At 42.0% G+C, this 15,733-nt stretch carries 9 protein-coding genes; 1 reads left to right on the top strand and 8 read right to left on the bottom strand.

Going from position 1 to position 15,733, the window contains the following annotated elements; all coding sequences use genetic code 11:
• Positions 1–42 precede the first annotated feature (42 nt).
• The 7 genes from BVC89_RS12630 to BVC89_RS12600 all read right to left on the bottom strand — a co-directional run bounded on the left by BVC89_RS12630 (position 43) and on the right by BVC89_RS12600 (position 12,870).
• Positions 43–6,738 carry a starch-binding protein gene (locus tag BVC89_RS12630; protein WP_158657900.1) on the bottom strand — a complete coding sequence of 2,232 codons (6,696 nt, stop codon included), beginning with the start codon at positions 6,736–6,738 and terminating at the stop codon, positions 43–45.
• Positions 6,739–7,134: 396 nt separating this feature from the next.
• Positions 7,135–8,151 (bottom strand): substrate-binding domain-containing protein, encoded by a 1,017-nt coding sequence (locus BVC89_RS12625; protein ID WP_158657899.1) that lies wholly within the window; start codon positions 8,149–8,151, stop codon positions 7,135–7,137.
• 725 nt (positions 8,152–8,876) lie between these two features.
• Positions 8,877–9,089, bottom strand: coding sequence for a cold-shock protein (locus BVC89_RS12620; protein WP_086931527.1), 213 nt, complete (start codon positions 9,087–9,089; stop codon positions 8,877–8,879).
• Positions 9,090–9,213: 124 nt separating this feature from the next.
• Positions 9,214–9,951: an S-methyl-5'-thioinosine phosphorylase gene (locus BVC89_RS12615; RefSeq protein WP_086931526.1), complete on the bottom strand. Its 738-nt coding sequence runs from the start codon at positions 9,949–9,951 to the stop codon at positions 9,214–9,216.
• A 52-nt stretch (positions 9,952–10,003) separates the two neighbouring features.
• Positions 10,004–11,116 (bottom strand): mechanosensitive ion channel family protein, encoded by a 1,113-nt coding sequence (locus BVC89_RS12610; RefSeq protein WP_086931525.1) that lies wholly within the window; start codon positions 11,114–11,116, stop codon positions 10,004–10,006.
• Positions 11,117–11,204: 88 nt separating this feature from the next.
• The gene (gene nagZ, locus BVC89_RS12605; protein WP_086931524.1) at positions 11,205–12,236 is read right to left on the bottom strand and encodes a beta-N-acetylhexosaminidase; all 1,032 of its coding nucleotides are present in this window, start codon (positions 12,234–12,236) and stop codon (positions 11,205–11,207) included.
• Entirely contained in the window at positions 12,226–12,870 is a 645-nt protein-coding gene (locus tag BVC89_RS12600; protein WP_086931523.1) for a TetR/AcrR family transcriptional regulator, read from the bottom strand. The genes nagZ and BVC89_RS12600 overlap by 11 nt, the downstream gene beginning before the upstream one ends.
• Before the next feature lie 404 nt (positions 12,871–13,274).
• Between BVC89_RS12600 and BVC89_RS12595 the strand changes: the two genes are divergently transcribed.
• A complete protein-coding gene (locus BVC89_RS12595) occupies positions 13,275–13,580 on the top strand; it encodes a DUF6763 family protein (protein WP_086931522.1) in 306 nt (101 codons plus the stop codon).
• Between the two features lie 181 nt (positions 13,581–13,761).
• On the opposite strand, the gene BVC89_RS12590 is transcribed toward BVC89_RS12595, so the two are convergent.
• A complete protein-coding gene (locus BVC89_RS12590) occupies positions 13,762–15,687 on the bottom strand; it encodes a ShlB/FhaC/HecB family hemolysin secretion/activation protein (protein WP_158657898.1) in 1,926 nt (641 codons plus the stop codon).
• Between the last annotated feature and the right edge of the window lie 46 nt (positions 15,688–15,733).

The following is a 15,733-nucleotide window of genomic DNA, read 5'->3' as shown; positions in this document are numbered from 1 at the left end:
TAAAAAGGATTGCAGATAAACTTAAACAGCTATCTACAGTGTTTATTTGCGTAACGTAAAGTTTTTAGTTTGTGAATATTGAATCATTAAATCCAATACATTTGCCTGATTATCCTGCTTAAAGCTCTGCCCGAAACTTTGCAATGTACAACTGTCTTCAGGGGCTTCACGGCGGCCACGGGCATAGCGGAACCATTGTCTAGCAAAACACGCTTTACTATTTGAACTTGTCGCAATTAAATCACTTAACTCATCTAGACCTTCATAATTCACCACTGGCTCAGACTCTGATAAAAATGTTTCTGCAGAGTTGAGGCTGCCAATAAAACCGCTGGCATCAATGGGCAAGATAGAACCATTACCTGTAACTTCGGTGGTGACAAATTGGCCTAGTGCATTGTAGGACTCCAAACCAAAACCAATACCGTCAATATATTGATGACAAGCGTCGCAACCAGGCTGAGCATGAGAAACCTCGAAACGGTGACGCACGCCTTTGGTAGGGTCAGATTCAGGATCAAGGGCAGCACCTAGTGGCGGTGGAGGAAAATCCTGGCACATCAGGCTGCGGCGCACGAACAAGCCCCTTCGCACCGGATGAGTTTGCTCTTGCGCAGATTGAATCGTAAGAACTGACGCATGTCCAATAACACCACGGCGCTCGGAATTTTCACCATCATAAAACACTTGTTGCCAACCTTCGCCACCAGGCCAAGGCAAGTTGTAGTGCTCAGCTAACTGTCGGGTCATATAGCTATAATCGGCGGTAATAAGTTCGTCGTAGTGCCCTCCACCAAAAACAATATTTTTTACAAAACGGATGGTTTCCTGTTTCATATCGACTTTTAAACTCTCGCTAATCGCATTAGTGCTGATATCTTTATCGAGATTTAGCCAACCTAGGATAAAACGTTCAAAAGCGATTTGCGCGCGCGGATCATTAAGCATGGTAGTTAACTGAGAGCGAATTTGCTCAGCAGTAGTGAGCAGGCCTGCGTCGGCCAAACTTAATAAATTATTATCAGGCGTTGTCCCCCAGTAAGTGTAAGATAACAAGCTGGCAACTTCGTGATCTGTTAATGCATAGTAACCAAGCTCATCACCAGACGTGATCAGCTCCCCTACTTCTGAACGGTATAACATGGCAGGAGAAGAAAATAATGCAATTAATAAAGCCCTATCTCCTCTTTCAGTATGTAAGGTAAGTAATTCATTTTCTTCAATGACACTAAGAGGTCTTCGGAAAACTTTTTTGGCAAAACTGCGAATAATACAATTGTTATCGCTACCGCAACTGGGCACTAAACCTGCTATAGAGTTACCCGCGAGATCCGCAACCTCACTTGCGGCGTTGATATAGCCTTGAGCGTAGTCATTGGTAAAGATTGTATCTGCTGCCGTTTTAAATCCATTAACAGGAATATCCGCAGGCAAATTACCCGAAGTAACATTCACATCTTCTGCTAAACCAAGTAAATCGCGAACAGAGTTGTTATATTCGTATAGCGTTAATAAACGATAGCCTCGGTCTTGCGGCACGATATCGTCAAGGCTGTCCACATTACACACTCCCGCCGGAGGGAGATAGGCTTGTGCCAATATCATTGCCGCTAAATCAGCAGCACAATCACCTGTACAGGCAGCAGCATTATTAAGCGGCATATTGACAGAGATGTATTGAGTAAGCTCACTTAGCGAATAGTTGTTCGGCACTTGGTCGAGAGGAGGAGATCCCAATCCATCGGCACCATGACAACCACTACAACCTAATGCTGCCGATTGATATAGCTGACGTGCTTGCACGAAGTCATCGGTAACTGAATCGAACACAGCATTTAATGTAAGGGATAATGTTGCCGGCACTAACATTTTTGAATTGGGGTTATTAGGGTCGAGCATATAAGGTGTGGCTGTACCTTCCCAACGAGCAAATACTTGTCCAGTACCAGGGTTGTCCGCAACGATATCTACCACGGCACCAGGGGAAATCAATGTCCCACTAAGGTTTTCACCGTTGTCTGCCCAGGTTACTTGACCACGCCCCAATACAATTTGCGTTCCTTCAATACTTGCGCCGGCTCCGACGGGTTCTGTATTTAGCCACTGATTGCCACTGACATCAGCAAACCATGAAGGGGTCGTTGTATCTACAAGTAAATCATCTGTTTGACACGCATCGCTGCCGCAATTAAAAATGACTTCTGTGGATTGTGCGCCCAGCATATTGGCAAGAATCCCATAACGCAGCCACTTACCACCGTATTCAATAGACGGCTCAAGGGCATCCCCAGGCCAAGTGGTGTGGCTCGTTTCACTGCCATTACTAGTGGAGAAAACATGGATGCGCACCTCATCCCAATTGCTCTGATCATTATTGAAATACACATAGTGGCCAGGCCCCTGATTAACAATATCAACACTTGTTGTGACCCCATCTACTGAAGCGCTAATAGTTGCGGTACCTGCACGACTGCCCCCGGTGAGCATGCCGCTAGAAGAGACACTCACCACTTGGCTATCACTGCTTTGCCATTGTGCAAAGAGTGTCGCACTACGGATATTCGATTGTGATCCAGCACTATCGCCGCTATAAGCCAAAGCAACAATTTGACGGGATTCACCAGCCAGCAGAGAGAAGTCGTTACCGGTTTCAATTTCTATTGCAGTGGTACCTCCACTTTCTAAGGTATCGGAAAAAGCGGTGGCCGCTACTGAAGTACCCTCTTGGCTAATAGCACGAACCTGATAATAGTAACGTGTAGCAGGTGTCAGATCCCTATCCACATAAGCCCGTGCAGCAGAATCTACGGTAGCTATGGTGCTATAAGGGCCGCTGATAGCATTAGCCCGAGATATAACAAAGTTGGCAACACTTGTGCCGGTTCCATTAGCATATGACCAAGCAAGGCTGATCGTGCTGGAGGATAAAGCATTGGCGACAAATCCTGACGGGCTATCAGGACCACCGAGAACCTCCAGGTTAACGCTGGTGCTTAAGCCTTCTAGCTGCGCAGTGAGAGTAACTGTCCCCGGCGCTTTCGGCACCAGCGATACTTGAGCCTCAGATACAGCGCTTACGTCAATAATACTGGTATTATCAGAAAACCAATCCACCCTGCCTGGGGGGATTGCCTCAAAGCCATTGTCATACTCGGTAAAAACAGTCACTTCTAATGGACTTTCAACGCGAATATCATCAGCTGGATTTGGGGTTTTGATTAAAGCCCGATTTACTCGCGCATCTTGTGCATCAATCCATGTACGAAATAATTCTTCGGCTACGGGGTTAGTGAGAGAGCTGCCACGCGGCATACGATTATTATCGCTTGTTTGAAATCCATAGATCACACTGCGTGTATGATCAAAGGGCAACATACGAAACTGCCCTCCTCCTACCGGCTGATTCATAATGTCCATGGCATTTAAGGGCGTATCGTAACGCAGATCCATTAGCGTGCCACTGTGGCAAGAAGCACAATTGGTGTCTAAATACGTTTTTGCGCGAGCACCAATCTCTGCTTGAAGATCATTGGGGTCTACCAGTGCTTCGTAATTGGAGGCAGCGCCAATACCTGTTGTAAATAAACCAATTTGGTCAAACGCATATAATTGATTATCGACAATACCTTGGTAATCGTAGTTTCTATTGAGCTGCCGTGTGGCAATCGCGCGAGGCTCCTGACTCCCCACGCCTGTATGACACGACGCGCAGTCACTTCCTGTGCGAATACTTCGCATCACATCCACCATTGCCCCGTTAACAAACTGCGAGACTGTGACCGACTGGGTTTGCTTAACAAGTTGTGCATCAGTGCCTGCATCATTCCAGTGATAATTGGCTGCCGCCCAACCGCTCGTTTGTTTAAAAAGTACCGACGTTTCTAAAGGCTTGATGCTATTTGCACCGGTAGGAATATCCACATGTTTCACCAGTACTGAGCCTACCGGTAAATCCCATAAGCCAGTTTCAGCAAAGTCGATAGTCTCACCGTTGGGCACAGAAATAAAATGCCGTAATTTAGCTCCATCTAACCAAGCTTTAGAATTTACCTCATACTCAATAACACCGCTGGCAGGAAACTGACGCGTAAGATCGGCAAAAATATTAGTCGCAGAAAGTGAGTCTGGAATAATGGCAGCTTGAGCATCGCGATCAACAACGCGATAGATACTCGATACGCCACCACCGAACTCAATACCATGGGTGGATACAAAAATCTGCTCACCTAAGAGATCTGTACCAAAAGATGAAATATTTCCAGGGAAACCGTCGCTTAATAAAGTCTTATTTTCTCCTTCGGCAACACTCCATATGCGCTTACTAATGTAGTCACCAAAAATAAAACGTCCATTTAAGGCAGGCAACTGTGAGCCGCGATAGACAAAGCCTCCAATGACCGACACTGAACCGGTGCTATGGGCGTAGCCTTCAACAGGAGCAATTAAATCATCAGCGCAAGCGCGACTAATCCCTGGATCACCTCCGGCATTACCTCTGTGTGTATTGCCCTCACAAATAGGCCAGCCATAATTGCCGCCTTTTTCAATGATATTAACTTCCTCAAAACCAGACTGTCCTACTTCGGTTTGCCATAGAGTGTAAGGTGCTTGTTGATCGAAAGCCCAACGCCAAGGATTGCGGTGACCATAAGACCAAATTTCATCGCGAATATTAGGGTCAGAGGTAAAAGGGTTATCCGCAGGAATACGATAATATTTCCCATCAGCTGGAGCCTCTAACATTTGCAAACGGATAAAGCTTCCCAATACATTATCTAATTGCTGAGCGCTGTTATTGGTACGCGGGTCCATGGGGTCTGGAACAGTGGCTGTTGCACCATATGCACCATCGCCAACACTTAAATAAAATAAACCTGTTTGCGGATGAAAGGCCATTTTCCCGCCCTTGTGATCGGGGCCAGGTTGCGGAATTCGCAATACCTCAACACGAGAATTAGGTTCAATCCCTGTAGGAGCAACAGAACTATTTAATGTAACACGCTCGAGTACCCCATCACCAAAGCGACCGTTAGAACTTTCCTCATCCGTCTCTCCTTCAATGTAATATAAGTAAAGAAAAGCATTTTCATTAAATTGTGGATGGAAAGCGATCGCTAATAATCCTTGTTCATGATAATCACGAACGCGATCACGAATATCTAAAACTTGACGGGTTTGCGCTTGTGTAACATCCCTATCATTTTCAAATACTGTGATCGTACCTGGCTTATCCACCACATAAATTAAATCGTTATTACCATCATTCGTTACCATAACAGGTGAACGGAACATGCCATCGAGATTGGGAAAAGCACTTTCAAACTGGTAATTCCCACTGGCGACACTGCCGGTTGTAGGAAACGCTAGAGGTTTAAGTAAAGGTGGGCGTTGCGCTAAACCTTGGGTGGGACTGACAACCGTTAACACAAAACTATCAGATATCTCATTTCCTGAAGAAGTTGCCAAGGTAAGGGTTACAGTAAAACTGCCAATGCTATTTAATAATGGGCTAAGAATATTGGCACCTGTAAGTTCTCCATCCCAGGCATCACTTGTCCAACGTGCTTGACTTATATCACGACGAACATCATCACTTAAAGCAACCGGCAATAGTTGTATTTGCGAGTTTTGATTCACCTGTCGATCCGGGCCCGCATCTATTTGACTTTGCAAAGGTACACCACACTCTTCTGGCGTCATCCATATACCTTCGCGATAGCAGAGACGCTCGGCCTGATATTGCAAATCGACAGTTTGGTTGGCGCCATTATCATTAAAAATAATATTACCTCCGCTCACCTCTTCATCTATCTCTATATACCACAAGTCTTTACCACCAAAATCACTCATGACATTTCCGGGCCAATTACTATTAGGCATACTGCCTTGGGGTAATGCATTCCACAAATATGCTGTGGGACTTGAAAAACTATTCGTATTAACAAAATAGATAGCATTGCCTTGAGGATAGTTATACCTTACATCAGGATTCGGTGAAGGCGTGGGTACAAATGTAGGCACAGGTGTGGGAGTGGCTGTAGCCGTTGGTGTAGGGGTAACGGAAGGCGTAGGTGTTGTACTTGGCTGAGGGATTGTATATTGACATTGAGCAATACTGACAAAGCGATTATTTTGAAAACAAGGTGTGCTTTGAGCAAAAGTTAAATCAACACTTTGATTAGCACCACTATCACTAAATACAATTCCACCGCTATTTACCGTCGAAGAAAACTCAAAAGAAAACCAGTTATTGCCAAGATCCCTCATAGCTTCACCAGGCCAATTAGAGTTTTGCTGGGCTGGGCTTAAGTTAAAATAATGTATATATGGCTCGTTGTAAGCAGCTTCATTATGAAAGTAAAGTACTGTGTTTTGTTGTGTGCCGGTGTTAAATCCACATGCCCGCAAGGTTTTCCAAGTACCATTTTGATAACAATTATTGCCATTTTGAAAGCTAAGATCTGCCGTTTGCTCAGCACCATTATTATTAAAAATAATATTCATGCTATTTACGTTCACAGTATCTGAAGAACTTTGTAAATTGTGACAATAAAAATTGTTAACTGACAACAGTTTAATCCCTGGCCATTGCACGCTTGGCAATTCACCAGAGGGGTTCACATTCCAATAATAAAGATGTGGATCGCCATAACCATTTATATTATCGAAACAAATATTACTATTTGGAATACTTGCAGCATGCCCATATAAGGCCAAGCAGGATAGTAAAACAACCACACACCGCACTGCGCACACTGCCCTACGAGCAGAAACATATAAAGAATATTTAAGCATCGGCACCAGTCTCATTTAGATTTTATTATTATTTTTTTGAGTCGATTCTCGATAAACATCGATTCAAAGATAATTGTGATAGTGAAACGCTGGCAAGTATAAGAACTGTAAGGTGAAGAAAGGGACAAGAACCTTGAGGATGAGTTTTAACATCTTTTTCTTAACAAATCCTTTTGTCTATATCATCTTTTTATAGATTAATCCTGTAAAGATTAATCTATAAATACATATGCATCGTAAACACGTAAAAACATATTAGTTTAGCTATTAACCCAACATCAATACTTGAGTAAATATTTGTTAAGTTAACAGCTAACTTTTACATTTGGGCGTGTATCTTTAGGCACGACATGCCTCGTAAGAACGAACAGATTCGTTGAGCACGACTTCGGCCTTTTTCAACTCCTGATACGATTGTTTGTCGTCCTTGCGTAAAATATTTAACATTAATTCTCCCAAACGCTCACCGCTATCTCTAGCTGGCGCTTTAATCACACTCATGCCGGGGATTTTAATATCCGTTACATCATCATCCCAGGCAATCACAGACACATCCTTTGCCAGAGTAAGTTGCAATTCCGCCAGCGCCTTTAAGACACCTTTTGCATTGAGTATGCTTGAACAAATAATAGCACTTGGTCGCTGCTCGCTACCTAAAGTAAGTAACTTTAATGCAGCCCTGTAAGCAGCATTTTCTTCAAGATCAGCCTCCAGGCAAACAGGTGAACCAACAGAGTATTCCGTAATTGTATTCATCAACCCCTGTTTTCTTTCCCACGCAAAATTGAAATCATCAGAAGGATTAATAAAACCAATCTTTCGATGCCCCATTTCAATTAAAGTTTTTGTAGCTCGCGCAATGCCATCGCGATTATCCACATCATACCAGGAGTATTGCTTGTCCAAGTCAGAGCGACCATGAGAAACAAAGGGGATGTTTTTATCCAGTAACCACTTTATTCTTTCATCATCTCGGCGAGTAGCCACAACTATAAAAGAATCCACTCGTCCACCGGTATACATGCGCTCATACAATGTAATTTCTTCCTTGAGGTTTCCGGGAATCACAAAGAGATCTATTTTCTCTTGTCTTAAACGTGTACTGAGTGTGCGAATCATCTCTAAAAATACAGGAGAAGATCTTAAACTTTCGTCAAACGGATAGATAACACCAACAGCTTCAACTTTTTTACCAGCTAAACGCCTAGCAACACTACTTGGGCGATAACCGTATTTAAGTGCAGCTTCTTCTACACGCTTTTTTGTATTTTTATTAACTTCAGGATAGCCATTTAAAGCACGGCTAATTGTTGTTTGAGAGATACCTAAAATATCGGACAGTTCTTTTAAATTCATAGAAAACCACAACTTTGCTATCGGCATTTTAATAAATGTACGATACAGCACGTCATAAAATTAATACCGGGGATACTTAATCATTTAAATATCGATTTCGAGAGCAATAAAGAATGACATTCCTTTGAATCATATTTAATCGACGAAATTTGACGATTTAGTCTTTATTCAAAACATATTACAAATGACACAAAATTAGCACTTTAAGCAAATAGTTCAGGTCAAAGTGACGCGCTTTTTATAAAGTCACAATTATTCGTTACGAGTGGTTTTCAAACCATTTGATTAAAAACATATAAATACACAGCCGTATATGTTTTCAGCACTCTCACCATAAAGGGACACAAAAAACACATCCATATCGATATGAACCATTTGTGTGCAATGGTGACCAGTGTAGGAAATACATCATTATATTCAATGTCGCTATTAACAATATGGAAATTATTCTAAATTTTATCTACGGTCGAAAGCGTTTGGAATGAGAAGTAATTCATAATAATAAATATTCAGTGACACAGCCCCCATTATTTACACGACAGCATAAAAATTTGAAGAGCGCTGAAAGAACGAACATTCTAAAGCCAAAAGTCAATATTTATACAAATACAGACATGAAAATAAATGTGGAGATACGTGCTTGGATTAAAAATTATGTAGGAGATCTGGCTGACTACACATAAGTGTAGCCAGCCAACATAGTCAGACTATGTATTTACCAGACATCAGACGCACTCCACGTCATCAGCCTGAAGACCTTTTTCACCTTGCTGGAGTTCAAATTCGACTTTCTGCCCCTCTGCTAGGCTTTTGTAGCCATCTCCTCTGATATTTCTGTAGTGAACAAAAATATCATCGGAGGCTTCACTTTGGGTAATAAAGCCGTAGCCTCGTGCATTGTTGAACCACTTAACAGTGCCGGTTTTTCGAGCTGCCATAATGCGCACCTCTGTTTTTTATTATTAAAATTAAAACTCAATATAGAAAGTAATAGCCACATCAAACAGCGATATAATTATCATTTTCTATAAATGTGAAGATAGGATAAATCATAGAATATGTCTATAAAAACCTAGTGGTTTTGAGTATTATTTCTCTAATTTTTGGCACAAAAGAATTTAGAAGTGCCAATATGTTATCTATGAGCACCTTCTCATTTTCCATCCCTGCTCCCCAATTAGCAACAAAACATAAAGAAGCATATTGTAGACCTTTCTCTCGTGCGAGAGCTGCTTCAGGCATTAGGGTCATGCCAACAAGATCGCATCCATCATTACGCAATTTTCGAATTTCAGCAGCACTTTCTAAACGCGGCCCTTGCGTACATCCATAAGTGCCTTGATTTAAATATTCAAACTCACTACCGGACAAAGTTTTTATTAACGCTTGACGAATTTCTTCACTAAATGGTTCTCCAAAATCAATGTGAGCGAGTTCGTTTTCAAAGCCATCAAAAAAAGTGTGTTCGCGTCCATAGGTGTAATCAATAATTTGATCTGGTACAACCATCGTTCCGGGCGCACATTTTTCACCAATGCCACCGACAACGTTAAAAGCAAGTACATGAGTTGCACCGAGCTGATGCAAGGCTTCTATATTTGCACGATAATTTACTTTGTGTGGAGGCGTTTTATGGCCTTCACCATGACGGGGTAAAAATAAAATTTTATTTCCATTTAAGCTCGCCTCCGCTATTGCATTTACTTTGCCATATGCGGTATCGACAGATATAACGTTTGTCTCGCCCAGCTCAGGGTAATTGTAAAATCCAGAACCACCAATTATGCCTATTGTTTTCATTGACTATAAATACCTTACTTATTAAGTATGTAAATAGCTCAAGTGATGAGAATCAAGCTCCGCTATTTTGACTAGTAACAATTTTTTCTGGAATATGTATTGTTGATGTTGGAAAGGCACATTCAGCGCCATGATCATCAATAATATCCAGGATTTTTAGCATTACATCCTGTTTGACTTCATGGAAGCGCGCCCAGTCAGTGGTTTTTGTAAAACAGTAAACGAAAAAGTCTAAAGAGGATGGCGAAAAAACATTAAAGTTTACCATGATCATTTGATTTTGATCGATATCCTCATGAGCTTGCACCATAGCTTTTACAGCGTTGACAACGCCAGACATTTTTTCGGCGTCGTCGTAACGAATTCCTACCGTCTCATAAATTCGACGATTTAACATTCGCGAGGGGTTTTCAACGGCAATTTGTGTGAATGTAGAATTTGGAACATAAAGCGGCCGTTTATCAAAGGTGCGAATACGAGTAAGACGCCAGCCGATATCTTCTACTGTACCTTCAATATCTTTATCAGGAGAACGCACCCAATCACCTACAGTAAAGGGACGGTCGAGATAAATCATTAAGCCACCAAAAAAATTAGCAAGTAAATCTTTCGCTGCAAAACCGACTGCAATGCCACCAACACCACCGAAGGCAAGTACACCAGAAATACTATAACCAAGTGATTGCAACCCAATAAGAACCGAAGTGATAACAACGGAAATACGCAAGAGTTTGCCCACTGCCATAGCAGTAGTTCTATCCATCGGTTTATGTATATAGCCTGGGTTAATTACATTCTTTTCAACACGAGTAATAAAACCATTGAAAAACCAAGTGACGATGACAATGGCGGCAACATGGCGAACAGTTTCAACAGAACTAAAAATAACCGATGCTGAAACATTAGAAATAATGGTTGCCGCATAGCTCAAGCCCATGGCCCAGATAAACCACTTCAAAGGACGGGATAGTGACTCAAACAGCGCATCATCCCATAAGTTTTTCGTTTTTGAAGCCCTTAACTCTAGTTTGGCCATAAAACGGCTCACCACAAAGGCAACAATCAATGTGGCAAATACCACAAAGAAAACTTCAATAACCCATAGGTTTTCCTTACCAGTAACGGCGATTAACCAATCGACTATGTGCTTCCACCAAGACTCCATTATTAACTCCTAACTAAGGTATATATTAACTCTAGAGAGCGACAGGCACTGTAAAAGCCCATCGCTCTTTATAAAAAATAATAAGGGTTTATTTTAAAGTAGATACATGCTCAACGATTTTAATAGCATCATGTCTGCGAATATTTTTTTCTATATCTTGCCGCTGCCATTGTCGACGTTTACTCAAATGAGCCAGGCCTGACGGCTTGTTAAAGTGGCTATCTTTCTCAAGCTCTTCAATCACTTCAATTGCGCCGTCGGGTTTGTTGCAAACAAGTACCACATCACAACCTGCGGATAATGCCGCTTTAGCTCGTTGGCTATAATTACCGCTTCCAGCCGCCCCTTCCATCGATAAATCGTCACTAAATATGAGGCCTTTGTAGTTAAGTGTATTGCGCAGATATTGTTGCAACCAAAATGGGGAGTAACTCACCAGTAGCGCATCAATTTCCGGAAAAACAATATGGGCCGACATAATGCCATCAAGTTTGTCAGCGAGTGATATGAAAGGCAGCAAATCATGCCCTTGCAGCGCATCCATTTGACGCGGATCTACAGGCAGCTCTAGATGACTGTCCGCCTTAATACCACCATGCCCCGGGAAATGCTTACCGGTGGTCGCCATACCAGCGTCATGCATACCGTCCATAAATGCAGCGGCCAATTCAATGGTTATTTGTGGATCGGGCGAGAACGAACGATCACCGATAACATCACTTAGGTCATCATCCAAATCTAATACTGGGGCAAAGCTTAGGTCAACATCGTGACTCAGCAACTCCACCGCCATCAACCAGCCTATTTCTAGAGCGAAGGTTTTGGCTTGTTGCGGATCTTGGTCATATAGCAGACCTAGATTTTGCATGGCCGGAAGTACAGTAAATTGATCACGAAAGCGCTGTACCCTCCCCCCTTCATGATCCACACAGATCACAAGTTCTGGTCGCACTTCGCGAATGCTGCGAATAAGATCAAACAACTGATCTGAACTTTCATAATTGCGGCTGAATAAAATTAAACCACCCACTTTGGGGTGGCGAAGGATATCTTTCTCTTCTACTTGCAATTCATGTCCGGCGATATCGAGTACCACAGGACCAAGTGGTTTATCTTGCATTAGGTGAGGTCAACATTTTAGCAATGGGTGGAATCATCATATTGATAGTGGCTTTTAAACTGGTATCTTCTTGATAGTCGGCATTTAAGATAGCTCTAATGGAATCATAGCTCGATAAGGTAAATACCCCAGCGCCAAGCATAAAATACAAGCGCCAATAAAACTCTACAGAATCGAGAGAAGGACACACTTTTTTGATTAACTCCACAAAACGTGTATAAGTGCTGCCAAAGGTCGCGATCATATAGTGGCGTAAATGCTCTTGAGATTGTGTATAGGCAAGGCCTAGCAAGCGCATAAAGATTTGGGGGTCCTCGTGTATCTCCTCGGTGGCGTATAGCAGAGTTTCAAACATACAACGCAATAAGTCTTCTGCCGAGGGACTCTCACCTCCAGGGGCGTTTTCTTCCAACTCGTCAAGTTTCTTATCTAGCTCTTTGCAGTAAGGAGATAAAAAGCGAAAAAAAACCGCCTGAATCAGCTCCTTTTTAGAGCCGAAATGATAGTTGACCGCAGCCAAGTTAACGTCAGCCATGCCAGTAATGGTGCGCAATGAGGTTTCAGCAAACCCCCGTTCGGCGAAGAGTAAGGTAGCAGAATGGAGAATGCGCTCTACTGTTTCGACTTGTGCCATGTTGATAGTGCCTATTGAATAATTATCATGATGTGGATCATAACGTAGCGAATACTTAACCGCATACCAATGACGCCAAATGCAACATTATCCTTTAAATGATGACTTTTTTCGACTCTCCATCTACGCCATGGAGCACAATCCCTGTAATTTAAGGTATAAATAAGCGCTTGTTATCAAGTCCTAGACTTTTTTTATATTTCTAAAGTTAATTTTATAATTTGTGATTTTATATAATCTCCCTTAGTTGGGGAAATATTCAACATAAAACAACATCTTAGGTCAACTTTTTCATGAAGCCTGTGAGACTCACAGCGAAAAGTTGTTAATTTTTTATTAGCAGATCGCTCAATTCGGTGGTAGCGTGGTTCTAGAAGCTACTACGCACACAATTGGAGCTACCTATGGCATCTTTTTTCCCTGCTATAAACTCGTGGTACCAAGAGAACTCAACCGGCCAGCTTTTTGAGGTGGTTGCTGTCGATGAAAAATATGGCACCATTGAAGTACAGTATAAAGACGGCGACCTTGCTGAGTTCGATATGGAATCCTGGGGTCAACTGGATATATTTATGTCGACAATGCCTGATGAGGGCAGCATAGGATTTGACGACTCACCTTTTGAAAAAGAGAGTTCTCAATATATCTATGGTAATCCATTAGAGGAAATAGAACCGGATACATTCACCGGTTTTGATGATGTATTCTAAAAGCTATCCCATAGTACGTTCGCGTGTTATGAAACAGCTTTTAGGCTAATTTCGCTCTGTTAGTATTATCATATTAAGTATTCCACTATTCGCTTAAATCCATGTATTTAGGCATATCTTTTTATATATCGCCATCACATGTATTTTTTTGTAAATGCGCTTTCATAAATGTAAATTCCATTTAAAAAACATATTGTAAATCAAAATAAAAGCGGCTAAGTGGCGTTTCAGCACCAGTGTCAATATCGTCGGTGGTAGGCTCAGCATAGGTAAAGCTTCCACTAAACGAGGAGTGATTGAACTTAATGCCAACACCTGCACTGGCGAGAGTACCGTTAACATCAGGTTCGCCTTCCAATCGAGAATATAAAATACCGTAGCCACTGTCCACAAACATAAAGGGTTGGAACACCTTATTAATAGGTTCACCAAAGAGGCTAGCACCACCAAATTTAGGTAGCGTAAAAATCCAATCAACGCCCAGATAAATAGAATCATCAAATTGCAAACTATTCACCTCAAAGCCGCGCACTCTATCTGGACCAGTTAAATTAAATTGGTTAATGCTATTCATGACTTTACCTGAATACTGCCCTGCACTTTTTACAAAAAAGCGTGTTTCAGCACTGGTAAAGGGGATGCGCCAAAACGCTAGCATAGATAAATCATGAGTCAAAAATACCACTTGCCCATCTTGGTTTTGCTGTAATTGATTTTGTATATCATCATTGATTTCAACATCGGTGCTCACCACCGACAAATTACCTAAATATAATTGGCGTCTTTTTTGGTTGAGGATATCGAAGTTAAAACCTAAGGAAATATTTTGCGCTTCACTTCCAGAGCCCAATCCATCACCGCCAGCATTACCATCGATTTCGATAGATGTCAGCAATTCAGTTGAGATGTTAACCGCTTTCAACTCCATCGATATATTTTTTACACGGCTACGTTTGAAAATATATCGTAGTGATGCTTCGGATACATCCGATTGACCGGTCACCACAGTTATCACACTAGAGTTAGTAGCCGAGCGATTGTTGGAAACAAAATCATTAGTAGAAAAACTCAACTGCCCTCTTATTCTCGGATTGGCAATAAATGAGTTATAACTAATAGCACCAAAAGTGGTGTTATCGGGATCAAAGGTATTGAGCACACTTACACGCAGTTCATCACCAATACCCAGCGGATTATGATAAGCAAAATCACCATACACACGATTTTCACCGGTTCGGGGAGAACCATGATTATCAACTCGAAAACTTGCAGTATAACGTTTCTCGCCTAACACGTTAACGTTTAGTCGTGTATCTCCCACTTGAGAACCCGGTTGGAAAAACCCCTGGGCAGATAAACCTGGAATATCGTTAACAAGATATAGCGCTTCTTCTGTGCGCCAGCTGGTTACAGGCTTATTGATATCTCTTTTGAAAACACTCTCAATTAACCGATCGGAAACACGTCTATTGTTTTCTGTATTAATTTCCCCTAACTCGCCTAATAAAAGTGTCAGATTAACAACACCATCTCTCACCTTTTGCTCAGGAATATAGGCCTTAGCAAGAATAAACCCCCGTTCGCGATAATAACGAGTGATGGTATCGGCCACAGTTTCGATCATACCAAGAGTTACACCACGGCGACGACGCTGTTCACGAATTAAAAATACCAGTCGTTGCACTTCTAAAGGCCCCACGTGCTGGCCTTCAGTTTTTTTCTCAATATCCGCCATTAAATCTGATATTTCACCTAATTCATCTAAGGTATAACCAGATTCCGTAAGCTTACCTTCATCCATTAAGTCGAAGCGAATCGCTTCTACTCGTTTAATAAGCTCTTCGCGCGTAATACCAAGCTTAGGAAACTCAACTAAGCCTTGTAAGCGAAACTCTCTTACATTCAAACGCGGGCCAGCTTCTGGGTCTGGATCACGATCGCGCACGGGAGGGATATCTAAGTCGAGTAATAAAGACTCCTTTTCATAATCGGGCACTTCGGTGATGTCGGGCATTTCCAAAAAGCCTTGTGCATAACCGTTGGCGGTTGCCAATCCCAATGAAGAAAACAGAAAAAAACCTAACAACCTTTTAGAGTGTTTTATCATAGAGTGTTTCATCATGTCTTTATGATTATTGTAAGTAAATATCAAG

This window comes from Agarilytica rhodophyticola (assembly GCF_002157225.2).
GTDB classification, from domain to species: Bacteria; Pseudomonadota; Gammaproteobacteria; order Pseudomonadales; family Cellvibrionaceae; genus Agarilytica; species Agarilytica rhodophyticola.
The sequence above is the reverse complement of the archived record's forward strand: the minus strand, read 5'-3'. Positions and strand labels throughout refer to the sequence as shown.

Excerpts from the sequence above, each read along its gene's own strand:
- BVC89_RS12610 (WP_086931525.1), bottom strand. The coding sequence starts at position 11,116 with ATGGAGTCTTGGTGGAAGCACATAGTCGATTGGTTAATCGCCGTTACT.
- BVC89_RS12625 (WP_158657899.1), bottom strand. The coding sequence starts at position 8,151 with ATGAATTTAAAAGAACTGTCCGATATTTTAGGTATCTCTCAAACAACA.
- BVC89_RS12620 (WP_086931527.1), bottom strand. The coding sequence starts at position 9,089 with ATGGCAGCTCGAAAAACCGGCACTGTTAAGTGGTTCAACAATGCACGA.
- BVC89_RS12615 (WP_086931526.1), bottom strand. The coding sequence starts at position 9,951 with ATGAAAACAATAGGCATAATTGGTGGTTCTGGATTTTACAATTACCCT.
- BVC89_RS12590 (WP_158657898.1), bottom strand. The coding sequence starts at position 15,687 with ATGATAAAACACTCTAAAAGGTTGTTAGGTTTTTTTCTGTTTTCTTCA.
- BVC89_RS12600 (WP_086931523.1), bottom strand. The coding sequence starts at position 12,870 with ATGGCACAAGTCGAAACAGTAGAGCGCATTCTCCATTCTGCTACCTTA.
- BVC89_RS12595 (WP_086931522.1), top strand. The coding sequence starts at position 13,275 with ATGGCATCTTTTTTCCCTGCTATAAACTCGTGGTACCAAGAGAACTCA.
- nagZ (WP_086931524.1), bottom strand. The coding sequence starts at position 12,236 with ATGCAAGATAAACCACTTGGTCCTGTGGTACTCGATATCGCCGGACAT.